26 protein-coding genes are annotated in these 25,259 nt (G+C 53.0%); 17 read left to right on the top strand and 9 right to left on the bottom strand.

Annotation, left to right across the window (positions count from 1 at the left end):
* Positions 1-34: 34 nt before the first annotated feature.
* From RNAN_RS15185 to ygfZ, 5 genes are all read right to left on the bottom strand, one after another.
* Positions 35-361, bottom strand: coding sequence for a bactofilin family protein (locus RNAN_RS15185; RefSeq protein WP_008223377.1), 327 nt, complete (start codon positions 359-361; stop codon positions 35-37).
* 8 nt (positions 362-369) lie between these two features.
* Positions 370-1,320 (bottom strand): M23 family metallopeptidase, encoded by a 951-nt coding sequence (locus RNAN_RS15180; protein WP_008223375.1) that lies wholly within the window; start codon positions 1,318-1,320, stop codon positions 370-372.
* Positions 1,321-1,421: 101 nt separating this feature from the next.
* A complete protein-coding gene (locus tag RNAN_RS15175) occupies positions 1,422-2,435 on the bottom strand; it encodes a DUF2804 domain-containing protein (protein WP_040552286.1) in 1,014 nt (337 codons plus the stop codon).
* A 57-nt stretch (positions 2,436-2,492) separates the two neighbouring features.
* Complete coding sequence (locus RNAN_RS15170) at positions 2,493-2,978, bottom strand: FKBP-type peptidyl-prolyl cis-trans isomerase (protein WP_008223373.1); 486 nt, start codon at positions 2,976-2,978, stop codon at positions 2,493-2,495.
* A 10-nt stretch (positions 2,979-2,988) separates the two neighbouring features.
* Entirely contained in the window at positions 2,989-3,975 is a 987-nt protein-coding gene (ygfZ, locus tag RNAN_RS15165; RefSeq protein WP_040552296.1) for a tRNA-modifying protein YgfZ, read from the bottom strand.
* A gap of 156 nt (positions 3,976-4,131) precedes the next feature.
* On the opposite strand from ygfZ, the gene RNAN_RS15160 reads away from it, so the two are divergent.
* Together RNAN_RS15160 and RNAN_RS15155 are read left to right on the top strand one after the other, a co-directional pair.
* Positions 4,132-4,383: an FAD assembly factor SdhE gene (locus RNAN_RS15160; RefSeq protein WP_008223371.1), complete on the top strand. Its 252-nt coding sequence runs from the start codon at positions 4,132-4,134 to the stop codon at positions 4,381-4,383.
* Complete coding sequence (locus RNAN_RS15155; protein WP_008223370.1) at positions 4,370-4,807, top strand: protein YgfX; 438 nt, start codon at positions 4,370-4,372, stop codon at positions 4,805-4,807. Before RNAN_RS15160 ends, RNAN_RS15155 begins: the two co-directional genes overlap by 14 nt.
* Before the next feature lie 35 nt (positions 4,808-4,842).
* On the opposite strand, the gene nadB is transcribed toward RNAN_RS15155, so the two are convergent.
* Entirely contained in the window at positions 4,843-6,447 is a 1,605-nt protein-coding gene (gene nadB / locus RNAN_RS15150) for an L-aspartate oxidase (RefSeq protein ID WP_008223367.1), read from the bottom strand.
* A gap of 148 nt (positions 6,448-6,595) precedes the next feature.
* Here nadB and rpoE point away from each other — a divergent pair, with 148 nt between their 5' ends.
* The 11 genes from rpoE (at position 6,596) to acpS (ending at position 15,512) form a co-directional block, all read left to right on the top strand.
* Positions 6,596-7,171, top strand: a complete 576-nt coding sequence (gene rpoE / locus RNAN_RS15145) for an RNA polymerase sigma factor RpoE (RefSeq protein WP_008223366.1) — start codon at positions 6,596-6,598, stop codon at positions 7,169-7,171.
* A 39-nt stretch (positions 7,172-7,210) separates the two neighbouring features.
* On the top strand, positions 7,211-7,828 hold the full coding sequence (locus tag RNAN_RS15140; protein ID WP_008223365.1) for a sigma-E factor negative regulatory protein: 618 nt from the start codon (positions 7,211-7,213) through the stop codon (positions 7,826-7,828).
* Positions 7,828-8,757 carry a MucB/RseB C-terminal domain-containing protein gene (locus RNAN_RS15135; protein ID WP_148275758.1) on the top strand — a complete coding sequence of 310 codons (930 nt, stop codon included), beginning with the start codon at positions 7,828-7,830 and terminating at the stop codon, positions 8,755-8,757. Before RNAN_RS15140 ends, RNAN_RS15135 begins: the two co-directional genes overlap by 1 nt.
* Positions 8,757-9,200, top strand: coding sequence for a SoxR reducing system RseC family protein (locus RNAN_RS15130; protein ID WP_008223362.1), 444 nt, complete (start codon positions 8,757-8,759; stop codon positions 9,198-9,200). Before RNAN_RS15135 ends, RNAN_RS15130 begins: the two co-directional genes overlap by 1 nt.
* A gap of 134 nt (positions 9,201-9,334) precedes the next feature.
* A complete protein-coding gene (gene lepA, locus RNAN_RS15125) occupies positions 9,335-11,134 on the top strand; it encodes a translation elongation factor 4 (protein ID WP_008223360.1) in 1,800 nt (599 codons plus the stop codon).
* Positions 11,135-11,145: 11 nt separating this feature from the next.
* On the top strand, positions 11,146-12,069 hold the full coding sequence (gene lepB / locus RNAN_RS15120) for a signal peptidase I (protein ID WP_008223358.1): 924 nt from the start codon (positions 11,146-11,148) through the stop codon (positions 12,067-12,069).
* Between the two features lie 29 nt (positions 12,070-12,098).
* Positions 12,099-12,773, top strand: coding sequence for a ribonuclease III (gene rnc / locus RNAN_RS15115; protein WP_008223355.1), 675 nt, complete (start codon positions 12,099-12,101; stop codon positions 12,771-12,773).
* Positions 12,763-13,671 (top strand): GTPase Era, encoded by a 909-nt coding sequence (gene era / locus RNAN_RS15110; RefSeq protein ID WP_008223353.1) that lies wholly within the window; start codon positions 12,763-12,765, stop codon positions 13,669-13,671. Before rnc ends, era begins: the two co-directional genes overlap by 11 nt.
* A 6-nt stretch (positions 13,672-13,677) precedes the next feature.
* Complete coding sequence (gene recO, locus RNAN_RS15105) at positions 13,678-14,361, top strand: DNA repair protein RecO (RefSeq protein WP_008223351.1); 684 nt, start codon at positions 13,678-13,680, stop codon at positions 14,359-14,361.
* Between the two features lie 19 nt (positions 14,362-14,380).
* Complete coding sequence (gene pdxJ / locus RNAN_RS15100) at positions 14,381-15,115, top strand: pyridoxine 5'-phosphate synthase (protein WP_008223349.1); 735 nt, start codon at positions 14,381-14,383, stop codon at positions 15,113-15,115.
* A 1-nt stretch (position 15,116) separates the two neighbouring features.
* Complete coding sequence (acpS, locus tag RNAN_RS15095) at positions 15,117-15,512, top strand: holo-ACP synthase (RefSeq protein ID WP_008223347.1); 396 nt, start codon at positions 15,117-15,119, stop codon at positions 15,510-15,512.
* 47 nt (positions 15,513-15,559) lie between these two features.
* Here the strand turns inward: acpS and RNAN_RS15090 are convergent, their stop codons facing one another.
* Positions 15,560-18,250: a response regulator gene (locus tag RNAN_RS15090; RefSeq protein WP_008223345.1), complete on the bottom strand. Its 2,691-nt coding sequence runs from the start codon at positions 18,248-18,250 to the stop codon at positions 15,560-15,562.
* 104 nt (positions 18,251-18,354) lie between these two features.
* Between RNAN_RS15090 and rlmD the strand changes: the two genes are divergently transcribed.
* The 4 genes from rlmD to RNAN_RS18770 all read left to right on the top strand — a co-directional run bounded on the left by rlmD (position 18,355) and on the right by RNAN_RS18770 (position 23,125).
* Complete coding sequence (gene rlmD / locus RNAN_RS15085; RefSeq protein ID WP_008223343.1) at positions 18,355-19,674, top strand: 23S rRNA (uracil(1939)-C(5))-methyltransferase RlmD; 1,320 nt, start codon at positions 18,355-18,357, stop codon at positions 19,672-19,674.
* Between the two features lie 17 nt (positions 19,675-19,691).
* Entirely contained in the window at positions 19,692-21,887 is a 2,196-nt protein-coding gene (relA, locus tag RNAN_RS15080) for a GTP diphosphokinase (RefSeq protein ID WP_008223341.1), read from the top strand.
* 15 nt (positions 21,888-21,902) lie between these two features.
* Positions 21,903-22,676 (top strand): nucleoside triphosphate pyrophosphohydrolase, encoded by a 774-nt coding sequence (gene mazG, locus RNAN_RS15075; RefSeq protein ID WP_008223340.1) that lies wholly within the window; start codon positions 21,903-21,905, stop codon positions 22,674-22,676.
* Positions 22,677-22,738: 62 nt separating this feature from the next.
* Positions 22,739-23,125, top strand: coding sequence for a Rap1a/Tai family immunity protein (locus RNAN_RS18770; protein WP_008223339.1), 387 nt, complete (start codon positions 22,739-22,741; stop codon positions 23,123-23,125).
* 191 nt (positions 23,126-23,316) lie between these two features.
* Here the strand turns inward: RNAN_RS18770 and RNAN_RS15065 are convergent, their stop codons facing one another.
* The gene (locus RNAN_RS15065; RefSeq protein WP_008223337.1) at positions 23,317-24,477 is read right to left on the bottom strand and encodes a lipase family protein; all 1,161 of its coding nucleotides are present in this window, start codon (positions 24,475-24,477) and stop codon (positions 23,317-23,319) included.
* Positions 24,474-25,118 carry a DUF6795 domain-containing protein gene (locus RNAN_RS15060; protein ID WP_040552283.1) on the bottom strand — a complete coding sequence of 215 codons (645 nt, stop codon included), beginning with the start codon at positions 25,116-25,118 and terminating at the stop codon, positions 24,474-24,476. The genes RNAN_RS15065 and RNAN_RS15060 overlap by 4 nt, the downstream gene beginning before the upstream one ends.
* Positions 25,119-25,259: the final 141 nt, after the last annotated feature.

Here is a 25,259-nt window from a genome sequence, read left to right as displayed (position 1 = left end):
GAAGAGCGGTTTTACCTATTGACTCCGGGAAGGCTCATATGTGTTCGCTGGGGCTGTGCTGTTCCAGTGATTTGGCCGGCTGTTCTTCTTTTGGCAGGGCGATAACATGCTCAGCTGAGGTAGGCAGGGTTTTGCCCAAAAAGCTGCCGCCACGCTCTATGCTTAAATCGTCACAGTGAATGGTGCCATGGGCTTTACCTTGCGGCAGGATCTCTACGCTGTTGGCGTAACATTCACCGTCAAACAAGCCATTAATGATGACTTTATCGGCAGTGACTTCGCCTTTAATACGGCCAGAGGCACTGATGATTAACGTCTTGTCGCTGACAATTTTACCCTCGACATAACCGTCTATCTGCATATCGCAGCTTAATCGGAGACTGCCGTTAATTGAGCATCCTTGTGCGATGACAGTTGTAACTGAGTGCTTGCCTTGGTTTCCAGCATGCTTACTAAAGAGTCCCATTTAATGCTCCTTTCCTTTTCAAACACCAGATCGAAGTTAGTGGCATCCCAGTCCATAAAGTGTTGGGGGTTAAGTGCCCGATCAAGGAAATGTACTTCATAATGCAAATGTGGCGCGGTAGATAGCCCGGTATTACCGGAGGTAGCAATTAACTGGCCCTTGTGGACGAAATGGCCCGGTTTAACTTTAAAATCCTGCAGGTGGGCATAAAGGGTAGAGAAGCCAAACGCATGGCGGATCTTTAACAGGTTACCAAAGCCTTGCCTGCTGGAGCGTACTACCTCAACCACGCCATCGGCCGGGGCGTAAATCTCGGTGCCGCGGTTAGCCGATAAATCGACACCTTTATGGTGTTGCTGTTTGCCGACTATAGGGTGTTGGCGCAGGCCAAAGCGTGATGAGCGGCGGCTAAATTCCAGCGGCGAGCCATTGGGCACCAGTTGCAGCATGGCCAGGCGCGCAGCCGAGTTCACCGAGGCAGTATCAAGGCGCTCTTCCAGATTTTGCGGATATTGCTGCTCCAGGCCCAGCGCCAGTTCAATTTCACCGACGCGATTAATTACCTGCAACATTTCGTCCTGTTTTTGGTGTAGCTCTTGTTCCAGCTGGTTTTTGTTGTCTTGCAGCAGCGCAATTTCGTCACGCAAAGTGCTGGCCTGGCTGGCCAGATGTGCGCGCTGCGCCTGGCTTTGCGCTACGCTTTGCAGCAGGTACTCAATGACGGCAGCGGTAATCACCAGGCCAAACAGTAACAGCCACATAGCAATAATAGCGTTACGTTTGAACAGCTTACTGACATTAAAATGGCGTGTACCATTGATTGTCGAAACAGAAATGATAATACGATCTTTCATTCAGGCCGGTTTTCGCTCAATGGTTTTTGGTTGCTCAGGGGGCTAAAAATAGGGGGCTTTGAACACGCTGTCAAGAATTTACTGCGCTTGCTAATGCGGTGTTACCAGCGGGCAAAATGGTCTTCTGCCAGGCCAGGCACCTGTTGTAGCAGCAGTTTCTCGCCGTTTGCCAAGGTGATTTCGCCGCAAAAAAAACCGCAATACTGACGAAAATTACTGGCCAGTACGCCCAGATCCAGTTTCTGCTGCCGCACTTGCTGCGGGCTAAACTGCAGTTTTACCCGACCGCTGTCGTCATGGTATTGCCAGGGTGTTTGTGGCTGTTGGCGGTTAAGCGTTATGGCTACCGGCGGCAGGCTTTGCCACTGGCCATTTAGCCATAAACCGTTCTCTGTAGTGCCGGTTTCGTTGACGCCACAGGCCAGGTTTAAGCCAAAGCGGCCCTGTGGTAGCAAGGCACTGATACTGCCCCAGCGCCAGCTGGTCTCGCGGCGCATAAAGCCGGCCGAAAAATCATAACCAGCCAGGGCGGCGGTTACATCCAGCGGCTTGCCGCGGTAGCTCAGTGTGCCGTTAAGCGGCAGGGCATTATGTTTTTGTGTGTAAGTCCAGCCGTTGTAGCCGGTGGGCGTACAAAGCGCCAGCGGGGAGGCATCTGCTGCGCCATTGAGACTAAATTCGCCCTGCAGCAAGGCACCACTTAAACGAACATGCCAATTATAATGCTGTAGTGTCAGGCTGATATGCTGCTTGCCGCTGATGCGGGCTTCGCCCTGTGTTGGGCTTGGGCTCATGCTAACCCCCAGGCTAAAGGGTTTTAATAGCTCCAGCTCGTCCAGCTGACCGGTGTTGCGGTCATAAAAATAACAAAAAGCGCTGGCCAGATAGCGGATATCGGCAATGGCAATACCAATTTGCCAGTCGGGGTGGCAAAGGCTGACGAACTGAAACTGTTTAAAATGCAGGTATTTACTCAGTGCACTGGCGGGTTTGTCCAGCACGGTGCGATAAACAAAACGCTCCAGGCCGAGCTCAGCCGGCGGCCTGGCGTAATGACCAAAACAGGGCAGGCCGTCCTGACCGATCACCGCGCTTTGAGGGCAGGCAGCTGACATTAGCGACATCGGCAGCTAAACGGCAGACGGCGTATAGCAAACCGTCTGCCAGAGCCATTAATGGCCAGCGTGACCATCTATGCCATGCACATGGCCGTGGTCGAGCTCTTCATCGGTGGCATCGCGTACCATCACCACTTCGACATCAAAGGTCAGGTCGATACCAGACAGCGGATGGTTGCCGTCGACCACCACTTCATCTTCGGTCACTTCCAGAATAATTACCGATTGTTCGCGGCCATCCGGGCCGGCGGCGCGAAAGCGCATACCTACGGCCACTTCCATACCGTCAAACATCGACTTAGGCACGGCCTGGGTTAGCGCATCGTGCCGCTCGCCGTAAGCATCTGCCGCGGCAATATTAGCGCTGAATTTATCGCCGGCATTTTTGCCGGCTAACGCTTGCTCCAGGCCGGGGATCAGTGAGCCGTGGCCGAACAGAAAGACTAAAGGCTCGCCACCGACTGAACTGTCCAGTTGGTTACCTTTGCTATCGGTAACGGTGTAGTGCATGGCGACGACTTTGTCCTGAGAAATGGTCATGAAAACCTCATTAAGTTAGCGAATAGGGTAACGGCATTAACTGCAACAGCGGCGCGCTGTCGCTGTGCAGCCGTAACGTGTCTGCCGCGGTTATGTCGTTAGGTAATACTGCTATTAACCATAATTCGTTATTAATGTTAGCAGCATTGACGACCTGGCCACTGCGGCGCCAGTTGTCTCCAAGTTGTATTTCAATATCAGTGCCGGCGGCGGGCAGCTCGTCGCTGTGCGCCTTGAAAATAAAGGCCGCCCGTTTATTGCCGCCGCGGTATTTCAGCCTTGCCACCGTTTCCTGGCCGATATAACAGCCCTTGGTAAAGCTGATGGCATCCAGCGCCTGTAAGTTAAGCATCTGTGGCACTAACTCGCCAATTAAGCCCTGCTCCAGGTAACTAAACCCCTGCTGAATATGGCGCACCAGCCAGGCATTGGGGCAGGCCAGGGGTAAGCCTTGTTGCATGATTTGCTGCGCCTGGGGTAACGGCGTTAGCAGTAAAAAATGGGTGTCGGTGAGTGCCAGTAACATCGCCTGCTGCTGGCGGCTAACGGCGCCTTTGGCCGGGCGTGCAAAGTCCAGTTGCTGAATCAGTGCGGTTAGGGCAGTGCTGTCGGTACCTTCACTGCAGCTTAGGCCAAACACGGCATAATGCTGCTGGCCGGCTTCAAAGCCGACTTTGGAAAATACACCAAATTTTTTCCACTGCGCGCTGGACGCGGCCAGCTCATCACGAAATGCAATAACCACTAACTGCTCGCCGGCATCGGCCAGATAAAACTGCGACCACATTTTGCCTTTGGCATCACAATGGGCACCGTGTAAAAAGCTGGCATCAGTTAAGCTGTTCAGGTCGCAGGTGGTTTGGCCCTGCAGGTACTTGCGGTTGTCAGCACCACTGATTAATAACGTCTCAAAGGCCGGCAGCGGCGAGAGAAAGGCGCCCTGAACTTTAGTGCTTAAACTGGCGTATTGTTCTGCGGTTAACCAGGATGTGTGCATAATACTGTGATGTTCGCTAAGACTGATAAACAATAGCACTATGATTGGGGGAAAGCGGCAAAAGCTCAACCCCGGGGGCCGAATTTTGTTAGAATCAGCCGGCAATGACGCTGTACCCGGCGGCAATTTAACCAGAACAGGAAGACGAAAGCAGATATGGCAGAATTAATGAGTAAACCCCGGCTACGCTGGGCGTGTCGGCGCGGCATGCTGGAGCTGGATGTGTTATTGGCCCCCTTCGTGGAAGAAGGCTACGACGCTTTAAGCCTGCAACAGAAACAGGATTTTGAGCGTCTGCTGGCCTGTGACGACCCGGATTTGTTTGCCTGGTTTATGGGCCACGCTAAATCGTCAGATGCCGCTATTCAGGCACTTATTCAGCTGATCCTGGACCGTGTCCGCGTCTGAGCTGGTACTGGCGCCGTCGCGCCGGGCGAAAATGGTATTAATGCTAACGGCACTTTGGCCACCGCTGTTATTTTGGCTGGTGCCGATGCCCTGGTGGGGCTTGCTGGTGGCGATGCCGTTGCTGTTTAGCGGCTATTGGCTGGGGGTTAAGCAATATCAGCAGCTCTGTCTGTCACAAGCGTTGCTGCTGCATAATGACGGTACTGTGCATTGGTTTACCGTGCCAGCCAGCCCTGCTGCTGTCAGCGGCATATTATGTGGCGGTTTGGTCAGCCAGTGGGCCATTAAACTTTACTGGCGCAGGGATAACAGCAAGGCGATAAGCCAGCGTTGGGTATTTGCCGATCAGTGCCCACCGGCGCAGTTTCGCGCGCTGGCGCGGGCGGTTAATCAGGCTAACTGGCAGCGCCAACCAGCAGCCTGAGTTTAAAGCCCAGGTTTTAGGCTTAAGTTTTCGGCTTAAAACTTAGGTGCAAGGATACTGGGGCCACTGCCTTCACGCTGCTGTGGGTAATCCAGATTGTAATGCAAACCACGGCTTTCTTGGCGCTGCATGGCGCAGCGGATAATCAGCTCAGCCACCTGCACCAGATTACGCAGTTCCAGCAGATTATGGCTGACACGGAAATGGCTGTAGTAATCCTGAATTTCCCGCTGTAACAGTTCTACCCGGTGCAGTGCCCGCTCCAGCCGCTTATTGGTGCGCACTATGCCGACATAATCCCACATAAAAAGCCGAAGCTCATGCCAGTTGTGGGTAATGACCACTTCTTCATCAGAATCACTGACCCGGCTGTCATCCCAGGCTGGCAGCGCCGGTAGCGGGCTCTGGCTGTCCAGTTGGGCCAAAATGTGCTGCGCTGCCGCGCGGGCAAAGACTACGCACTCAAGCAGCGAGTTGCTGGCCATGCGGTTAGCGCCGTGCAGGCCGGTATAGGCGACTTCGCCAATAGCGTACAGGTTATCTAAGTCAGTTTTGCCGTGTAAATCAGTCATCACGCCGCCACAGGTGTAGTGGGCGGCTGGCACCACCGGTATTGGCTGTTTGGTAATGTCGATGCCAACACTTAAGCACTTGGCATAAATAGTGGGGAAGTGCTCAATAATAAAATCTTTTGGCTTGTGGCTGATATCCAGATACACACAGTTGGCGCCCAGGCGCTTCATTTCATAGTCGATGGCCCGGGCCACAATGTCGCGTGGTGCTAACTCGGCACGCGCATCAAAATCAGGCATAAAGCGGCTGCCATCCGGCCGTTTTAAATAGGCGCCTTCACCGCGCATGGCTTCGGTAATTAAAAAATTAGGCGCATCGGGGTGATACAAGCTGGTGGGATGAAACTGATTAAATTCCATATTGGCCACCCGGCAGCCGGCGCGCCAGGCCATGGCAATACCGTCACCACTGGCCACATCAGGGTTACTGGTGTACAGGTACACCTTGCTGGCGCCGCCGGTGGCCAGTGCGGTAAAGCGAGCTTTGACCAGCTCAACTTTAGCGGCGCTTTTATTCCACACATAGGCGCCATAGCAGCGTTTGGGGTCAAGCCCCAGTTTGCGGCCGTTAATTAAATCTATCGCGTTGTAGTTCTCCAGCAAACGGATATTCGGGTGCGCTTTCACCTTATCGACCAGGGTGATCTGCACTGCCTGGCCGGTAGCGTCGGCGGCATGCAAGATACGGCGGTGGCTGTGGCCGCCCTCGCGGGTTAAATGGTACTTGAGGCTACCATCTTCATCTTGATACTGATCAAAGGGCACGCCCTGCGCAATCAGCCATTCCATCGCCGCTTTGGCATTACCGGCGGTAAACTGCACGGCGGTTTTATCGCATAAACCGGCACCGGCAATCAGCGTGTCTTCAACATGAGAGGCGATACTGTCGTTTTCATCAAATACCGCTGCAATACCACCTTGGGCATATAAGGTAGAGCCCTCACGCAGCGGGCCTTTACTTAACACCAGCACCTTCGCCTGTGCCGCCAGCTGTAACGCCAGCGACAGCCCGGCGGCGCCACTACCGATAATTAAAACGTCACACAGATGTTCATTTGCTTGCGTCATGCGATACACTTGCTGTCAATGAAAGTGCGGCTATTGTAGCTTTTTTGTCAAACTTAGCAGAACTATTTCTCAGGCCGTGAGTCCTAACAGCACGCGAGATAAGCGCCAGTTAGCATAAAGACGAGTATTACAGGGGATAAGCTCAGATATGAGCGAGCAAGAATTGGACTGGCAGATTGTCCAGCGCGTACAGCAAGGCGATAAGGCCGCGTTTAATGTATTGGTGCGAAAATATCAGCACCGTATTGCGAACTTAATTTCACGCTATGTTTCTAACCACGGAGACGTAGCCGATGTGGCGCAGGAAGCTTTTATTAAAGCTTACCGGGCAATACCAGGGTTTCGCGGCGAAAGCGCTTTTTACACCTGGCTGTACCGCATAGCTGTGAACAGTGCGAAAAATTATCTGGTTGCCAATGGCCGTAAGCCGCCGGCAACTGATGTTGATGCTGAAGATGCCGAATATTTTGAAGGCAGTGACGCGTTAAAAGAACAGGATTCACCGGAAAAACTGCTGTTATCCGACGAGATCCGTCATGTGGTGTTTAGCACCATTGAGAAATTGCCGGACGAGCTGCGCACTGCCATTACGCTGCGTGAGCTGGAAGGGTTAAGTTATGAGGAAATTGCGGACGTGATGGGCTGCCCGATAGGCACTGTACGCAGCCGTATTTTCCGCGCTCGGGAAGCAATTGATCTGCAGCTTAAGCCGTTAATAAGCTAGCGGGCAGGGCAACAACCAGTAATTAAGACAGGAAACATTATGTCGTTAGAAAATCAGGATTGGCTCTCAGCTGCCAGCGACAACCAGCCACTGAGCAAAGCACAGCTCGACAGCTTGCTAAGTTCAGCGCAGTTGCAGCAAACACTGGAGCGCTATCAGATGCTAGGTGCTGTGTTACGCCACGAAACGCAAAGCCCGTTACCGGCCAGTTTTGCCGATGATGTTGCCGCTGCGCTGCAAAATGAACCAACCTATCAGCTAACAAACAGCCAAAGCTGGTTCAGCCGCATTAAAAACGGTGTGGCACAGGCCGCTAATGGCCGCTGGCTGCAACCGGTAGCGCAGGGCGCGGTGGCCGCTGGTGTGGCACTGATTGCTGTATTAGGTGTGCAGCAGTATCAACAGCCGGGCGAAGAAATGCTGACACCGCAACCTATGTTACAAACCCAGCCAATCGCCGGTTTTGCTACGCCGGTTAGCTTAAGCCAGACCACAGTGTCTGACCGCTTTGCCGAGCAGGAGCAGCAAGCGATGCTGGAGCAACAAAAGCGGCTACAGGCGCTATTAAATGCGCATCGCCAGCAGGTGCGGGTAATGGAGCAGGCGCAGCAAGCCAAGCAGCAAAACAATGACGGACCCAAACCTAACGAGCCTTAATGATGCGAACCTCTGGCGTATGTAGTGCCATTGTATTAATGCTGCTGTCTGCCCTGGCTCAGGCCGAGCAGGTAGGCTGGCAGTTGTTTGATAAAGTGCAGTATGCGGTTAAGCACTACAACTTTGACACCTCTTTTGTGGTGTTAAAAGGCAGTAAAGTTGACACCTACCGCTGGTTACATGGCCAGACAGCCGGGCAGGAAATAGAGCATCTTATTCCGCTCGATACCAGTGGCGTAGACATTCTGCGCCGTGATGCGCTGGTGTATTATCTGTTAACCGACAGGCCGGCCTTTGTCACCCGCGCCAGCCATATTCCAGAGCTGCCGGCATTGTTGTTTGAAGACAAAGACACCATTCGTCAGCTATATAACGCCGTGGCAGGCAGCAGCTCGGTGATGTCAGGGCGCAGTGCTCAGCTGCTGCGCCTGACCGCCAAACAAGGCGGACGCTACCACTATTGGTTGTGGTTAGACGCACAAACCGGTTTTCCGCTACGCATAGATACCCTGTCAGATAACCAGAATGCGTTGGAGCGTTGGCTGGTTACCCATATGCAGATAAGCCCTGAGCTGCCGGAAAATTTACGCGCCTTAATGGCCGCCGACTTACCGCAACCGGCCGATAACAGCGTTGCCGCGGCCTTTAACAGCAGCCACCAGTTAACCTGGTTGCCGGAAGGGTACCAGCCGGTGGCAGAGCCGGCCAGCATACCGCAGCTTGAAGGCAGCCTGCTAAGTTACTGGCTGTTAAGCGATGGCTTGCACCAGGTGTCGGTGTTTGTGCAAAACTCACAGCGGTTACCTACCCAGGCATATCGAGACGGTGCCACCACCATTTATGTACAAACCAATGCCCAACTGGAAGTAACGGTAATAGGCCCGGTCAGTATTGATACTGCCCGGCAACTGGCGGCAGCGGTGCGCTGATGGTCGAGCAAATTGCGACGGTGCTGCGTGTCGAGCAGGGCGGCGTCTGGTTAAGCTCTACCCCGGTGGCCAGTTGCAACGCTTGTCAGGTGTCCAGTGATTGTGGCACCGGCATAGTGGCCAAAACCTTAACGGCGCGCAGCCAGCAGTTTTTTGTCCCCACCCGGTTAAACCTCTTACCCGGTGAGCAGGTAAAAGTGGGCCTGAGTGAGCAACAACTGATAGTTGCTGCCCTGATGGTATATTTGCTGCCGCTGGTGTTGCTGTTAACCCTGGCGTTAGCCGGCGCTGGCGCCGGACTGAGCGAGGGCTACCTGATGCTGCTGGCGCTGTTGGGTGCTGCAGTGGGTTTTATGCTGGCGCGCCGCTACGGCAAACAGCAGGAAAAGCACAGTCAGGTGGTGATCCTGCAGGTGCTGCCATCGGTTGGCGTGCAGCAATAACACATAGCAAGCGCGCGCCGGATAGAGTACAATTCGCGCTAATTTATCGGAATAACCCGCGTTTCACTGCTGCAGGTTCTGGTTAACCAACACCATAGCGCCCTGTGTTACGCCTACTGTTTTTTGCGGACAAGATGCCTAAACTCACTCATATCAGAAACTTTTCTATCATCGCCCACATTGACCACGGTAAATCGACACTGTCTGATCGGTTAATTCAGTACTGTGGTGGCCTGTCTGACCGCGAAATGCAGCAGCAGGTGCTGGACTCGATGGACTTAGAGCGCGAGCGCGGTATTACCATTAAAGCGCAAAGTGTGACGCTGCATTATAAGGCTGATGACGGTGAAACTTATCAGCTGAATTTTATCGACACGCCGGGCCATGTCGACTTTACCTATGAAGTCAGCCGCTCGCTGGCCGCCTGTGAGGGCGCACTGCTGGTGGTTGATGCCGGTCAGGGCGTAGAAGCGCAAACGGTAGCTAACTGTTACACCGCGCTGGATATGAATTTAGAGGTGCTGCCGGTACTGAATAAAATTGATTTGCCGCAGGCCGATCCGGATCGGGTAGCGCAGGAAATTGAAGATATTATCGGCATTGAAGCGGTAGGCGCAGTGCAGTGCTCAGCCAAAACTGGCCTGGGCATTAAAGATGTGCTGGAAACTATCGTGAAGAAAATTCCGCCACCGGAAGGTGAGCCGGAGCAGCCTACCCAGGCACTGATTATCGACTCCTGGTTCGACTCTTACCAGGGCGTGGTCTCTTTAGTGCGGGTTAAGCACGGCAGTATTAAAGAAAAAGACAAAATTAAGGTGATGTCGACCGGCCAAACCTACGAAGTGGACAAAGTCGGGGTCTTCAGCCCTAAAGCCACCAACACCGGCGAGCTGAAAACCGGCGAAGTAGGCTTTGTTATCGCCGGTATTAAAGAAATTAAAGGCGCGCCGGTAGGCGATACCTTAACGCTGGCGAAAAATGCGGCAGAAAAGCCGTTACCCGGCTTTAAACGCATTAAGCCGCAGGTGTATGCCGGTGTGTTTCCGGTATCAAGCGATGACTACGAAGATTTCCGTGATGCGCTGGCCAAACTCAGCCTGAATGACTCATCACTGTTTTACGAGCCGGAAAACTCCGGTGCACTGGGTTTTGGTTTCCGCATCGGTTTCCTTGGCATGTTGCACATGGAAATTATTCAGGAGCGCTTAGAGCGCGAATACGATTTAGACCTGATTACCACAGCGCCGACCGTTGTGTATGAAGTGGTGAAGAAAAACGGCGATATCGTCATGGTAGACAACCCCAGTAGCCTGCCGCCTACTAACGATATTGATGAAATTCGTGAGCCTATCGTGGAAGCGCATATCCTGGTGCCGCAGGAATATCTGGGTAACGTTATTACCCTGTGTATCGAAAAGCGCGGTGTACAAACCAATATGCTGTATCACGGCCGTCAGGTGGCGGTAACCTATGAGCTGCCAATGGCCGAAGTGGTCATGGACTTCTTCGACCGCTTAAAGTCGACCAGCCGCGGTTATGCGTCACTGGATTACAGCTTTAAGCGCTTCCAGACCTCGAACATGCAGCGGGTGGATATTCTGATCAACGGTGAGCGTGTTGATGCGCTGGCCATTATCAGCCATATCGATTTTGCCCAGGGCCGTGGCCGTGAGCTGGCGGAAAAGCTGAAAGAACTTATCCCACGCCAAATGTTTGATATTGCCATTCAGGCCGCTATTGGTAACCACGTGATTGCCCGTACCACCATTAAGCAAATGCGTAAAAACGTATTAGCCAAGTGTTACGGCGGTGACGTCAGCCGCAAGAAAAAGCTGCTGCAAAAGCAAAAAGAAGGTAAGAAACGCATGAAGCAGGTGGGTAATGTGGAAGTGCCACAAGAAGCCTTCCTGGCCATATTGAAAGTGGGTAAATAAAAGGGTTTAGCATGGCGGGTTATTTTGCAATTTTTCTGGTGCTGCTGACGCTGGCCAGCGGGTTAATCTGGTTGCTTGATGCGCTGGTACTGGCACCTAAACGCCAGCAAAAGCTTGCACTGGCGCAGGCATCCAGCGCTGGCGAGCTGCCGCTTAAGGCCAGTGAAGAGCTGACCAAAGAGCCACAAATTGTGGAAACCGCCAAGTCAATCTTCCCGGTGATTGCCCTTATTACCATTTTTCGCTCTTTTATTTATGAGCCGTTTCAAATTCCGTCTGGCTCTATGATGCCAACCTTGCTGGTCGGTGACTTTATACTGGTAGAAAAATTCTCATACGACGTTAAAGATCCGGTCTGGCGCACTACGCTGTACAGCAACAACAAGCCGCAGCGTGGCGATGTGGCGGTGTTTAAATACCCGGAGCAACCGACGGTAGACTACATTAAACGCATTATCGGCGTGCCGGGCGACAGGATCATCTACCGTAATAAACAGCTGTTTATTGAAAAGGCCTGTCAGGCTGGCCAAAGCAGCGATTGTGGTACGCTGGAGATGGTGCCGCAAACCCTGAAAAATGAAGGTGAGTTTTATCAGGAGCAGTACCCGCAGCGCCGTTACACTGAGCAGTTAGGCGAGGTGAGCTTTGATATCCTGCAAACGCCAGCCCGGCGTGAACACACCGAGTTTTTCTTTAAACAGCGCGGCACGGCAATAGACGAATTTATCGTGCCCGAAGGCCACTATTTTGTGCTGGGCGATAATCGCGATAACAGCCGCGATGGCCGCTTCTGGGGCTTTGTGCCCGAGCACAATATGGTGGGGAAAGCGGTGTTTATCTGGATGAGTTTTGAATTTAGCGACGATCCGGACAGCTGGTTACCCGGCTGGGTGCCGACAGGTGTGCGTTTTGAGCGGCTGGGCGCTATCCACTAAGCCGCGCTAACAGCAGACACGAGACAGTAATGCAAAAATCGTTAACCCCACTGATGGCCCGTCTGGGCTATCAGTTTTCTGATACTAGCCTGCTGGAGCAGGCACTGACGCACCGCAGCTGCAAAGGCCAACACAACGAACGGTTGGAGTTCTTAGGCGATGCGGTGCTTAGCCTGGTCATTGCCGAAACGCTGTATAGCCATTTCCCCAAAGCGCGCGAGGGCGACCTGACCCGGATGCGGGCTACCCTGGTAAAAGGCGTCACCCTGGCTGAAATTGCCCAGGAGCTGCGGTTGTCAGAGTATTTGCGCTTAGGGCCGGGCGAGCTGAAAAGCGGCGGTTTTCGCCGCGAGTCCATTTTAGCCGATGCAGTAGAAGCCATTTTGGGCGCCATTTACCTCGACAGCGGTATGGCGGCCTGTAAAGCGCGGATTTTACTCTGGTTTGGCAGCCGGCTGGACACCATTACCCCGGGCGAGCAGAAAGACTCCAAAACCCGCTTGCAGGAATACCTGCAGGGGCTACGCTTAGCCTTGCCGGTGTACGATGTGATAGCCACTGTCGGCGAGGCGCATCAGCAAACCTTTACCGTGCGCTGCAGCATTGCCGGCATGGCCCCGATAACCGCTACCGGCAGTTCACGCCGCAAGGCAGAGCAGGACGCCGCTCACATGGCGCTGGAACAGTTAAAAAATGACAGATAACACTACCTTACCCACTTATGCTGCCTTGGTTGCCATTGTCGGGCGACCCAATGTGGGTAAATCCACCTTATTGAACAAGCTGGTGGGGCAAAAGGTCAGCATTACGTCGAAAAAGCCACAAACCACGCGCCACCGCATTGTCGGTATTGATACGCGGGATAATTATCAGACCGTCTATGTCGACACACCGGGCCTGCACAGCGAAGAAAAGCGCGCCATTAACCGTTTGATGAACAAAGCGGCCGCCAGCTCGATTTTAGATGTTGAGTTTGTGCTGTTTGTGGTCGAGGGCACGCGCTGGACTGATGATGATCAAATGGTATTAAACCGGCTTATCGCGGCGAAAAAGCCGGTGGTACTGGTGGTAAATAAAGTCGATTTATACCGCGATAAAGACACCCTGTTGCCGCATTTGCAATGGCTTGGCAGTCAGCTGAACTTTGTTGATGTGGTGCCGCTGTCCGCCGAAACCGGCGACAATATAGAGGCGCTGCGCGCTGTGGTGCAAAAACACCTGCCGCCCTGTGAGTTTTTCTTCCCGGATGACTATGTCACCGACCGCTCCATGCGCTTTATGGCGGCAGAAATTGTGCGCGAAAAGCTGATGCGCTTTTTAGGCGACGAGTTGCCCTATTCGGTAACGGTAGAGATTGAACGCTTTAAATGGGAAGAAAAACACTATCATATCGCGGCCTTAGTGCTGGTTGAGCGCGACAGCCAGAAAAAAATGGTGATTGGCAATAAAGGCGAGCGCATTAAAACCATCGCTACCGAAGCGCGGCTGGATATGGCCAATATGCTGGAGCAGCCGGTGTTTTTACAAATTTGGGTCAAGGTAAAATCGGGCTGGGCCGATGACGAGCGGGCACTGCGCAGCCTGGGTTATGGTGAAGACTAAACCGCTATGCAGGCAGCGCTCTGGCCAGGCTACATTTTACACAGCAGGCCGCTGGGTGAAGATAAGCTGATCCTGCAGTTATTATTGCCGCAGTTGGGGCGGTTATCGGCGGTGGTGCGCAAGCGTCAGGGTAAAGCCCGCCAGGCATTGCAGCCGTTTCAGTTATATAGCCTGCAGCTGATGGGCCGCAGCGAACTTAAAACCGTAAAAAGCCTGGATGAAGCCGGCCCGGCGCTGCTGTTTAGCGGCAAGGTGTTATACAGCGGGCTGTATATTAATGAACTGGTGTGCCGGTTGTGGCCGGATAATCTGGCTGCTGAGCAGTTGTTTCAGCTGTATCAGCATTGCCTTACGCAGTTACAGGCCGTGCAGCAAGCCAAAGCTGAGCTGGAGCCCTGTTTGCGCGAGTTTGAATTTGCCTTGCTGACCGAGCTGGGCCAGCCGGTTGACTGGCAGTATGATGCACTGGGCGAGCCGATAACGACAAACCTGTGTTATCAGTGGCAGCACGAGCAAGGTTTTGTGCCGGCGGCGGGCGGATTTGCCGGCGCGCAGCTGTTGAATATCGGTGCCGCCAACTGGCAGGATGCGGCCACCCGACAGGCAGCAAAGCAGCTAAGCCGGCAACTGCTGGCACCCTTATTAGGCAATAAGCCACTGGCCAGCCGCGCCCTGTTTGCTGGCCGTTAATTTTTACGCTGGAGTAAGCATGCATAATCCTATTTTTCTGGGTGTTAACATTGACCACGTTGCAACATTACGCCAGGCGCGCGGCACTTATTATCCTGAGCCGGTGCATGCCGCCTTAGTGGCCGAGCAGGCCGGTGCCGACGGCATTACTGTGCACCTGCGCGAAGATCGCCGCCACATTATTGACCGCGATGTGTTTGTACTGCGCCAGACTATTGCCACCCGGCTGAATTTTGAAATGGCGGTGACTGACGAAATGCTGGGCATTGCCAGTGAGCTAAAGCCCCATTTTGCCTGCTTTGTACCGGAAAAACGCCAGGAGCTGACCACCGAAGGCGGCCTGGAAGTGGCTGGCCAGTTAAGCCGTATTACCGAGGCGGTGACGCAAATGCGCGAGCACAATATTCTGGTATCGCTGTTTATTGATGCTGACCACAAACAAATTGAAGCGGCGGCCAAAGCCGGCGCGCCCTATATTGAAATTCACACCGGTAAGTACGCTGAAACTCAGGAGGCCGCTGTGGCACAAGCGGAGCTAAAGCGCATTAGTGAAGCGGCGGCCTTTGCTGCGTCGCTTGGGCTGATTGTTAACGCCGGCCACGGGCTGCACTACCATAATGTACAACCGATAGCAGCGATACCGCAGATGCACGAGCTGAACATTGGCCATGCCATCGTAGCGCGCGCGGTATTCAGCGGCTTAGATGCGGCGGTGCGGGAGATGAAACGCCTAATGGTGGAGGCGCGCCGCTAAGATGGCGATAGTGGGCCTTGGCACCGACATTGTAGAAATAAGCCGGATAAGCCAAAGCTTAAGCCGCAGCCCGGCGCTGGTAAAACGGGTGCTGACACCAGCAGAGCAGGCGATATACCACGAATTGGCGCAGGCTAACGCGGATAACGCCGCGCGCTATTTTGCCAAACGTTTTGCCGTAAAAGAAGCTGCAGCCAAGGCGCTGGGTACGGGCATTGGCCGCGGGGTGTCGTTCCAGCATTTTCATGTCAGTAATAACAGCGACGGTGCACCACTGCTTAGCCTGAGCGATGGCGCTGCACAGCGCGCCGCCCAGCTGGGCGTTAATCATATTTGGCTGTCGCTGAGTGATGAGCAGGCCTATGCGGTGGCCACGGTTATCCTGGAGCGGCAATAAGGCCGCATCAGGCCTGGCGGTACCACGCTAAGGTTGGGTCTGCCATGTTACCACTGGGCCCAGTGCTGACTTTCCTCAAGCAGCGCCTGCATAATATCGTCCAGCTCTAATAATTCCGGCTCCAGTGCTGTCAGGCTTTTGCCTTGTTTTAGCTGGGTTTCTAACAGTTCGGCCAACTGTTTTAACCGGGGTACGCCGGTATAACAGCAGGCGCCGTGTAACTTGTGGATCTGCTGCAGCAGGGCAGCGCTATCATTTGCCGCCACAGCGCGCTGCAGCGCGTCACGGCTGGCCGGTAAACTGGCCAGCAGCATTTGCAGCATATCTTTCATCAGCTGGCATTTACCGCCGGCCCGTTCCAGCGCCTGCGGCCAATCGACCAGTTTACTGTCGGGCCACTGCTGCGCCGGCGCGCTAAGCCGGCTGGCCGGGCAGAATTCCTGCAGGCTGCAGTGCAGCATTTTTTCATCCAGCGGTTTGGTTAAAAACTCATTAAAGCCCAGTGTCAGCAGACGGGCGCGTTCGCCGTCTACCGCATGGGCGGTTACAGCAACTATAGGCGTGTGTTCGTTTAATGAGCTTTGCCGGATGCGCTGACAAGCCGTTACGCCGTCCATTACCGGCATATTAATGTCCATAAAAATAATGTCGTAAGCGTGCTGCGTGGCCTTGTGCCAGGCTTCGGCACCATCACGGGCAGAGTCGATATGCTCTACCTGCTCGGCCAGCAGGGTGTTAATCAGCTTCAGGTTGGCATCGTTATCATCAACGGTTAGCACCTTCAGGCTGGCTGGCCGGGCGGCTTGTTGCTCGCTCTGGGCCGTTTTTGCCTGTAAATAGGGCTGTGCCAGGGTGGCAGCCAGCTTGCGCTGATGGGGCGGTTTAGATAAACAGGCATCAGCACCGGATTTTAACAAGGTTTCCCGCAGGTGTGGTGACAGTGCATTTACCAGCAAATAGGTATAGCTGCACTGCGCTTTTAACTGCGGGATCAGCGCCATCACCTGATTAACCTGATTAATCGCTACCGTGCGGCCAATCAGGCCGATGTCATAGTGTTGCTGGTGGGCCAGCGCCTGTTGCAGCTGGCCTTTGGTGGCACAGGCGGTGACCTGCAAACCCCAGCTGTGCAGCAGGTTTAACGTGGCTTCGCGGGAATACTGCTGCGGTTCAAAGTACAGCAGCTGTTTGTTTTCCAGCACGTCCAGCGGCAGCGGCTCGGCGACGCTCAGCTGGTGGCGCAGACATTTAATGGTAAACCAGAAGGTGGAGCCCTCAGCGGGTTTACTTTCAAAGCCGATATTACCGCCCATCGCCTTCACCAGCCGCTGTGAAATCATCAGGCCCAGGCCCGAGCCACTCTGATGGCTGCGCTGCTCGTGGGGGGTAAAGCCTAAAAACAGCTGCTGCTGTTGCTCGTCGCTGATACCGCGACCGGTATCCTGGACCGAGCAGTGCAGGCTAAGCTGATCTTCGTTTAACAAGGTGGCCGACACCCGCACCACTATGCTGCCGTGATCGGTAAATTTAATCGCATTGCCGGCAATGTTCATCAGCACCTGCACGAAGCGCGCCGGATCGGCAACCAGATCGTCCGGGCAGGATGGATCGACCATCAGCACCAGCTCTAAATGTTTATCAAAGGCATTGGCCGCCAGCAGCTCAATGGCGTCATTGAGTAAATCGCGCAGCGAAAAAGGCTCAGGGTTAATCGACAGCCGGCCTTCTTCCAGTTTGGAGAAATCCAGCACGTCGTTGACCAGATGCAGTAAACTGTTGGCTGATTTTTGAATGGTAGTCAGATAATCGTGCTGGCTGGCTGACAGCTGGGTTTTTAGCAGCTGACGGGTAAAACCGATAACGCCATTTAGCGGCGTGCGCAGTTCATGGCTCATCTTGGCTAAAAATTCGGATTTTTGCCGGTTTTCTTCCTGTGCTTTGCGCCGGGCAAAATCCAGCTGGATATTCTGCACTTCCAGCTGCTCCATACTTTGCTGCAAGTCGCCGGTAACCTGCTCAATCTGGCTTTGCATATCCTGCTCTTGCTGCAGCCGGCGCTGGCCTAATTGCACAAGCCCTTGTTGTAGCTCATTAAACTCGCGGATGACGCTGTGGCTGCCAGCCTGCACCGGGCTGTTGGATAATAATTGCTGCAGTTGCCGGCGGCTGCTGTGTAGCTGCGGGTATAACAGACGCAGCAGCAGATATAACGGCAAACCAATACAGAGCAGGCAGCCGAAGGCCACCAGCAGTGCCTGCAGCAGCAACTGCTGTTTTGCCAGTTGCAGTGTGGTGAGTGGCAGTTGCAGCACCAGATAGCCGGCGGCCTGTTCTGCTTGGGGTAACTGCTGATACAGCAGCAGATATTCTGCATTGTTGTCGGGGTAAAGCCGTTGCTGGCTGTGCGCCTTGCTCTGTGGCGTTGGCAGGGCTATCGCCTGCTGCGGATTGGTTTGCACGATAAGCTGATGCTGTGAGCTTAACAGGCTGATATTGCTCAGTGTCGGCGAGTGTAAGCGGTGGGCGGTGCTGAGTAAATTGGTCAGTTCGGTCAGCTGTTGGCGCGAGAGTAAATCCTGGCTGCTTATCGCCAGCGGCAGGGCGATATCCTGCGCGCGGTTTTGAAAAGAAAGTACTAACTCCTGGTAGCGAACATAGCTAAAATAACCGGCACAGCTTACACTAACCAGCAAGGCTGGCAGCAAGCTACAAAGCAGTAACCAAGAACGTAAACTCATTGTCGTCACCGGCTGGCAAAATGCTAAAAAGGCAAGACCGGATAATGACATAAGACATCGCGCTTGCCTACACGCCACGCACGCAAAACAGCAACAGAGAGCTCATGGTTAACATATACAAAGCCAAACCCAAAGCCAGTCTGCAGGGTAAAGTCTTACCTTTTACCATCACTGATCACGATTACGAAGTACACGGCATCAGCCAGCAGGGCAATAAGATTGCTTTTATCAGTGCTGCTTTGCCCGGTGAAGAGGTGCAGGCGCGTGTCAGCGAAGATAAAGCCGGTTTTATCAAAGCCAGTACGGTAAAGGTGTTAAGCGCCTCTGCGTTACGTATTACGCCGCTTTGCCCCTACGCGGCCAGCTGTGGTGGCTGTCAGCTGCAACATATCAGCCCGGACAATCAACGGCAGTTAAAGCAGCAGGGCATTGATAAGCTTATCCGCCATCAAACCGGGCTGAGTGCGCTGCCCTGGCAGCCGATGTTGGTAGCCGATGACAGCGGCTACCGGCGCCGTGCCCGCATAGGCTTGTGGTATGACAAAAAGCAGCGGCGCTTAAGCGTCGGGTTTCGCCAGCAGGGCGATAAGCAGATTACCGATGTGGCCAGCTGCATGGTGCTGGCGGCGCCGCTACAGCCGATTTTTACTGTGTTACAGCAGCTGGTGCCGACATTGGCGGATCCGACTATCATTACCCATGCCGAAGTGCTGCTAACAGATAGCCAGCCGGTGGTGATCCTGCGTCATACCAAAGCACTCACCACTGAACAGCGTCAGCGCTTTATCGCCGCCTGGCCTGAAGCATTGTGGCTGGGTGAGGCGCACAGCGGCCAGTTTGATTACTGGCAACAGCCTAAGGCACTGAGCTATGGCCTAAAGCAGGGGCTGCAGCTGGAGTTTGCGCCGGACGATTTTATTCAGGTCAATGCTGCGGTTAACCAGCTGATGGTCGATCAGGCGCTGCACTGGCTGAACCCGACGCCTGACGATAACGTACTGGAGCTGTATGCCGGCATGGGTAACTTTACCCTGGCGCTGGCGCAGCGCGCTAAAAGTGTGCAGGCGCTGGAAGGCATGGCCAAAATGGTGCAACAGCTGGCAACCAATGCTAAGGTAAACGGTCTTAGCAACGTAGTGGCACAACAGGCCGATTTGCATTTAGCCTGGCCTAAAGCAGACTGGAACCGGCCACGCTACAGTAAAGCGTTGCTGGATCCGGCCCGGGCCGGTGCGGTGGGCGCGGTGGAGCAATTATGCCGCTTAAAGCCGGCACAGATATTGTACGTGTCCTGCAATGCGGCTACCTTCGCCCGTGACGCCAAAGTGTTGCTGCAGCAGGGCTATCAGCTGCAGAAAATCGGCGGCGCCGATATGTTTAGTTACACCAGCCATCTTGAGTTAATGGCCTTATTCAGCCGGTAGTACAGAGGAAAGCGCACATGGTTAGGGTTCGTCAGTCGCATACAACAGACTACAACAGCGGAGAGACGCTGGAGTGGCTTTGCTCGCTGGGACTGACAGAGAAAAAAATCAGCAGCCTGATGCAGGCGGCCGAGTTTTTAAAGCAGCATCAGCTGACCGACAGTGAAACGGCAGTACGCCACGGCTGGGAAATGGTCGAAATCCTCGCTGAGCTGAAAATGGACAGCGACTCGCTGCAGGCCGCGCTGTTATTCCCGCTGTTAGACGCCGGGCTTATCAGCAGTGTGCAGGTAGAAGCGGCCTTTAGCAGTCAGGTGGTAAGCCTGCTGCGCTCGGTGCAGCAAATGGAAGCCATTCGCACCATACCCACCGGCCCTAATCAAAGTGTTAACCCGCAGCAAGCCGATAATTTGCGCCGTATGCTGTTGGCGATGGTGGAAGATGTGCGCGCTGTGGTGATTAAGCTGGCGGCGCAGATCTGTTATCTGCGGGAAGTGAAAAATGCCGATGAAGAAACCCGGGTATTGGCTGCCAAAGAAACCAACGCCATCTTTGCGCCCCTGGCCAACCGTTTGGGCATCGGCCAGTTAAAATGGGAGCTGGAAGATTTAGCCTTTCGCTATCTGCACCCACAACTGTACAAACAAATTGCCAGCCTGCTGGAAGAAAAGCGGCTGGACCGCGAGCAATATATGCAGGACTTTGTCGCCAGTGTGCGGCAGAAAATGGCGGATGCTAACCTGCAGGCCGAGGTGTATGGCCGGCCGAAACATATTTTTAGTATCTGGAAAAAAATGCAGAAAAAGCAGCTGGCGTTTGATCAGCTGTACGACATCCGGGCGGTACGCATTATTACCGAGCGGGTGCAGGACTGCTACGCCGCCTTAGGCCTGGTACACACCAGCTGGCGCCACCTGCCCAAAGAGTTTGACGATTATATTGCCACGCCCAAGCAAAACGGCTATCAGTCTATTCATACCGTGGTATTAGGCCCACAGGGCCGGCCGGTAGAGATTCAGATCCGCACCCGGCAGATGCACGAAGACTCCGAGCTGGGTGTAGCGGCGCACTGGCGCTACAAAGAAGGCGCCGCCGCCGGCAAAGACGGCGCCAACGATGAAAAAATCGGCTGGCTGCGTAAAATTCTGCAGTGGCAGGAAGACGTGGTCGACAGCAGTGACTTAGCCGAAGAGCTGCGTAATCAGGTGATTGAAGACAGGGTCTATGTGTTTACCCCCAAAGGCGATATTGTCGATTTGCCGATGGGCTCCACCCCGCTGGATTTTGCTTACTATGTGCACTCTAACGTCGGCCATCGCTGTATCGGCGCCAAGGTCTCCGGCCGTATTGTGCCTTTTACCTATCAGCTTAAAACCGGCGATCAGGTGGAAATTCTGACCGGACGCGAGCCCAACCCCAGCCGCGACTGGTTAAACCCGCATCTGGGCTATTTAAAATCCAGCCGGGCGCGCTCCAAAGTGCAGTACTGGTTCCGCCTGCAGGACAGAGATAAAAACCTGGCGGCCGGTAAAGAGCTGCTGGACACTGAACTGACCCGGCTGAACCTGGTGATGGAATACCCGGCCAAGGTGCTAAGCCGCTTTAATGTCAACAGCATGGAAGAGTTGCTGGTTGGCATTGGCGGTGGCGAAATAAAAGTGACCCAGGTGGTGCACTTTATTCAAAGCCAGTATGCCAAAGCGGAAGAGCCGGAAATTGACCCGCGTTTAATCACTAAGCCGTTGGCACCTGCCAAGGCGAAAAGCGACGTGGTGGTGCAGGGCGTGGGTAACCTGCTAACCCATATGGCCGGTTGTTGTCACCCGCTGCCGGGCGATGCCATTATCGGTTACATTACCCAGGGCCGCGGTATTGCCATTCACCGCGACGACTGTGACCAGTTTAAAACCCTGCAGGACAGCCACCCCGAGCGGGTGGTCGATGCCACCTGGGGCGATAAATATGCCTCGGGCTATGAGGTAGATATCCGCATCGTGGCGCACGATCGCAACGGCTTGCTGCGCGATATCACCAGTATTCTAGCCAACGAAAAGGCCAACGTGACCAAGATGAGCAGCAGCTCGGATATTAAAGCGCAAACGGCGGTGATTAATATGACGCTGGAGCTGTATAACCTTGACTCCTTGAATAAACTGCTGAGTAAAATCAGCCAGATAGATGATGTAGTGGAAGCCAAGCGCTTCCACCACTAAGTGTAAAGGCCTGCAGTGTCAGACAATATTCAACGTTTACTCAATATTATGAGCCGCCTGCGCGACCCGCAAGGCGGCTGCCCGTGGGATCTTAAGCAAACCTACGCCACTATCGTGCCTTACACGCTGGAAGAGGCCTACGAAGTGGCCGACGCCATTGCCCGTGAGAGCTTTGACGAGCTAAAAGACGAGCTGGGTGACTTGCTGTTTCAGGTGGTGTTTTACGCCCAAATGGCTAAAGAGCAAGGCCGCTTTGAATTTGATGACTGTGTGGCGGCCATTTGCGATAAGTTAGAGCGGCGTCACCCGCATGTGTTTGGTGATGTGAGCGCCGACAATGCCGAAGCGGTTTTAAAGAACTGGGAAGCGCTAAAAAGCGCCGAGCGCAAAGATGTCGGCCAGCACAGCGTGCTCGATAACATCCCGCAGGCCATGCCCGCGCTTAGCCGTGCCTATAAGCTACAAAAGCGCTGCGCCAATGTCGGTTTCGACTGGCCCGATGTACAAGGCTGCTGGGATAAAGTCAAAGAAGAAATTATCGAAGTGGAGCAGTGTGAAGCTGGCAGTGAAGCGCTTGCTGAAGAGCTGGGTGATTTAATGTTCGCGCTGGTAAATGTCGTACGTAAACATAAACTCGACCCCGAAGCCGTGCTGCGCGCCGCTAACAGCAAATTCGAAAAACGCTTTTGCGCGGTAGAGCAGGCCTTAGCAGAACAAGGCAAAACGCCCGAGCAGTCAGACCTTGCCGAAATGGAAGCGCTGTGGCAAGCGTTAAAACATAGTTGTTAGCATTTTGTTGATTTGGTGTCTTTTCATCATTAGAGTGTGGTGCTCTAACCGATGGAGATTTTATGTTTCGCTATCAACTTGTCATCGCAGTGCCGCTGTTGCTGCTGTCAACATTTAGCCAAGGTCATGCTGATGAGACGCCGACTGTCTTTGAAAAGCCAGAGATAATTTCTATCGATAGCAATAATCTCTCAGCTGAAATGTTCTGGCGCGCTTACACCAGCAATCTTCCAGCTGATAAATATGCTGCAAGACATTATTTACTCGGCGTGATGGATGCCACTGAGGGTAAAACCTGGTGTAGCTACCAGCAGTTTAAAACCCTCTCGCTGCGTGATTACTTAAATGGCTATTTTAATAAGCTAACCGAGTCGCAGCTGCAACAGCGTGCTTCATCGGTAATCGAAGCAGCATTGATTGAACTGAGTGCATGTAAAGGGAATTTATGAAACCAAGTTACGCTACTTTAAAGAAAAATCATTATTCGTCGGATGACATGAAAATGCAGTCTGAGCACTTCACTGGTTAATCGGTTTTGCCCCCTGGTCTTACGTTTAAGCTAACGATAAGGCCTGCGTGCAGCAGGCCTTTCTATTTTTGCCGATGATGCTTTGAAAGCTGAAGTTGGGACTAATACAAATTAGCTCACCAATTCAATTGCTTTGCGAGCTACACGATACATAGCCTCCAGTGTTACCTTAAACACCCAGCGAATAAAACGAACAGTAAGCTCGGTAACCGCCGTTGTCACTTTACCGGCAAATACCAACATATGGCCCAGTAAGCCTTTAACCTGCTCGGCAAACTGGCTGCTTATATTTGCAATTTTTTCTACTGTCATTGCCAGCACATCATAAAATGTCATAATGCCGCTAATAGTCATTTGCACGGATACCGCTGCTAACATACCAGCGTCTTTTAATAAGGTAATCAATGCATGGCTTAGACGCTCTTGCCAGTGAGTGCTAAAGCTACATTCAAAACGACGCTCGTATGCTAAACGCACCGCTTTAACCACATCACCACGACGTTGTAAGTCATCCCATTGACCACGAGATGTTGTGACATAACCCGGATTTTCCATCATAGAATGCGACGAAATATTGATACCCGTTGCAGCCGTCAGCAGTACGCTACTACCATTAAGCGGAGCATGATAGAACGGCCATACTGGCACCATAGGCACAGGATCATCGCCATGCAAACACCGGTATATCTTATCTATGCTGCCTGAAGATTTAAGGGCAAAATCGTTTAAGCCTACCCGTGGCGCGCCATAGGTATAAAGCGCTACACGATTACCGAAACGCTGTTTTATCCAGATAGCAGCAAGGCTGGCTAAGGCTCCGCCTAAACTGTGACCAGCACAATGTACAACACCGTTACTGTTGGTATTTAGTAACGGAGCCAATTGCTTTTCAAGCGCCGGTTGCATGCTCTTAAACACCTTTTGAAAACCGGAGTGCACAGCGCTGTTGTTATCGGCGGTGGCTAAACTTGCATTGGCATTACTAAACCAGTCTCGGCCACTTTTCATATTGGTGCCACGAATACCCAGGGCAACGTCAGAGCTAAACCTTCCCTTACCTTTGCCAACAATAGCAAAGCCAGTAGTGCGGTTAAACAATGTCGACAAGACACTGCCAGAAGTAGCATGTATCACGCCGCCGGTTTGGCTAAAGTCAAAGTAATCTGTTAATGCTTCTGATTTAGGAGTGAAACGCCGCCCAGCTGCTATTTTTTGAGCTTCATAAGGTTCCCTGGCTAACCAAACTGCTATTCTTGGTGTTAATGTATTCATGATTTACTTTCCTTGTTTTGTTCATTAAGAATACGATCCTGTTCATCAAGCTCTCGCTCTCGCTCAAGGCGTTGTTCTTCTAGCTCTTCATCTGAATACACTGCAATACTGGCATGAGTGAAGGTACACTTTGCGCCAAACCAAGGTGCTGCACCGTCGGGTGTTTCTAAGTTTCTAAGGCTAAAATTCTTTTCTTCTGCGGTCAGTTCACACTGCATATCTGACATCAATAAATTGAGCGCCTTGCCATCCAGTTGGTTACCCCAGCGGATATCAAAAAAACGGTTTTGTCCACCTGCAATGGGATGATCAGACACGGATAAAAATAACCCTATGCTGTAGTCAAATAAAACCCTACGTGTTCTTAATGTTTTGCGTGGGAAACTAAAGCGACCTTCATTATCTGTTACTGTACTGTCGTTAAATTCGTCATCTTCGTAGTAGAGTTCCCGTACTACTTTTAAACCGGAAACTGGTGTGCCATTTTCCCTAATGATCCCGCGTATTTCCGGCGACCACTGGATTTCAGTCCCTCTTAACCAATCAAACACACCTGCCTCCACCTTTGTTGTTAGCACAGAAAGTATAAGCCCTAAGCCAACGGCGATTGCCTTTTGGCAAGCAGGCTGCCATCCAAGCATTTCTACAATCCTGTTTATTTTTTGATTGCTGATATCTTAATACTTTGCTTAATGATGTTAAAGATGTTTTTTTAGTGTTAATTTTGCCGGTTGGGTTGCCTCAGAGGTATTATTAACTCAGGTTTTTTTGCAAAACCTCTG

It is taken from the genome of Rheinheimera nanhaiensis E407-8, from assembly GCF_000296695.1.
GTDB classification, from domain to species: domain Bacteria; phylum Pseudomonadota; class Gammaproteobacteria; order Enterobacterales; family Alteromonadaceae; genus Alishewanella; species Alishewanella nanhaiensis.
Note: the sequence above shows the minus strand (reverse complement) of the source record. Positions and strands in the feature narration are given on the sequence as shown.

Excerpts from the sequence above, each read along its gene's own strand:
- ygfZ (WP_040552296.1), bottom strand. The coding sequence starts at position 3,975 with ATGCACACATCCTGGTTAACCGCAGAACAATACGCCAGTTTAAGCACT.
- acpS (WP_008223347.1), top strand. The coding sequence starts at position 15,117 with ATGGCGATAGTGGGCCTTGGCACCGACATTGTAGAAATAAGCCGGATA.
- RNAN_RS15060 (WP_040552283.1), bottom strand. The coding sequence starts at position 25,118 with ATGCTTGGATGGCAGCCTGCTTGCCAAAAGGCAATCGCCGTTGGCTTA.
- lepA (WP_008223360.1), top strand. The coding sequence starts at position 9,335 with ATGCCTAAACTCACTCATATCAGAAACTTTTCTATCATCGCCCACATT.
- lepB (WP_008223358.1), top strand. The coding sequence starts at position 11,146 with ATGGCGGGTTATTTTGCAATTTTTCTGGTGCTGCTGACGCTGGCCAGC.
- RNAN_RS15090 (WP_008223345.1), bottom strand. The coding sequence starts at position 18,250 with ATGAGTTTACGTTCTTGGTTACTGCTTTGTAGCTTGCTGCCAGCCTTG.
- rlmD (WP_008223343.1), top strand. The coding sequence starts at position 18,355 with ATGGTTAACATATACAAAGCCAAACCCAAAGCCAGTCTGCAGGGTAAA.
- RNAN_RS15170 (WP_008223373.1), bottom strand. The coding sequence starts at position 2,978 with ATGACCATTTCTCAGGACAAAGTCGTCGCCATGCACTACACCGTTACC.
- RNAN_RS15065 (WP_008223337.1), bottom strand. The coding sequence starts at position 24,477 with ATGAATACATTAACACCAAGAATAGCAGTTTGGTTAGCCAGGGAACCT.
- recO (WP_008223351.1), top strand. The coding sequence starts at position 13,678 with ATGCAGGCAGCGCTCTGGCCAGGCTACATTTTACACAGCAGGCCGCTG.
- nadB (WP_008223367.1), bottom strand. The coding sequence starts at position 6,447 with ATGACGCAAGCAAATGAACATCTGTGTGACGTTTTAATTATCGGTAGT.
- RNAN_RS15185 (WP_008223377.1), bottom strand. The coding sequence starts at position 361 with ATGCAGATAGACGGTTATGTCGAGGGTAAAATTGTCAGCGACAAGACG.
- RNAN_RS15135 (WP_148275758.1), top strand. The coding sequence starts at position 7,828 with ATGATGCGAACCTCTGGCGTATGTAGTGCCATTGTATTAATGCTGCTG.
- relA (WP_008223341.1), top strand. The coding sequence starts at position 19,692 with ATGGTTAGGGTTCGTCAGTCGCATACAACAGACTACAACAGCGGAGAG.
- RNAN_RS15140 (WP_008223365.1), top strand. The coding sequence starts at position 7,211 with ATGTCGTTAGAAAATCAGGATTGGCTCTCAGCTGCCAGCGACAACCAG.
- RNAN_RS15180 (WP_008223375.1), bottom strand. The coding sequence starts at position 1,320 with ATGAAAGATCGTATTATCATTTCTGTTTCGACAATCAATGGTACACGC.
- rnc (WP_008223355.1), top strand. The coding sequence starts at position 12,099 with ATGCAAAAATCGTTAACCCCACTGATGGCCCGTCTGGGCTATCAGTTT.
- RNAN_RS15160 (WP_008223371.1), top strand. The coding sequence starts at position 4,132 with ATGGCAGAATTAATGAGTAAACCCCGGCTACGCTGGGCGTGTCGGCGC.
- rpoE (WP_008223366.1), top strand. The coding sequence starts at position 6,596 with ATGAGCGAGCAAGAATTGGACTGGCAGATTGTCCAGCGCGTACAGCAA.
- pdxJ (WP_008223349.1), top strand. The coding sequence starts at position 14,381 with ATGCATAATCCTATTTTTCTGGGTGTTAACATTGACCACGTTGCAACA.
- RNAN_RS18770 (WP_008223339.1), top strand. The coding sequence starts at position 22,739 with ATGTTTCGCTATCAACTTGTCATCGCAGTGCCGCTGTTGCTGCTGTCA.
- era (WP_008223353.1), top strand. The coding sequence starts at position 12,763 with ATGACAGATAACACTACCTTACCCACTTATGCTGCCTTGGTTGCCATT.
- RNAN_RS15175 (WP_040552286.1), bottom strand. The coding sequence starts at position 2,435 with ATGTCAGCTGCCTGCCCTCAAAGCGCGGTGATCGGTCAGGACGGCCTG.
- RNAN_RS15130 (WP_008223362.1), top strand. The coding sequence starts at position 8,757 with ATGGTCGAGCAAATTGCGACGGTGCTGCGTGTCGAGCAGGGCGGCGTC.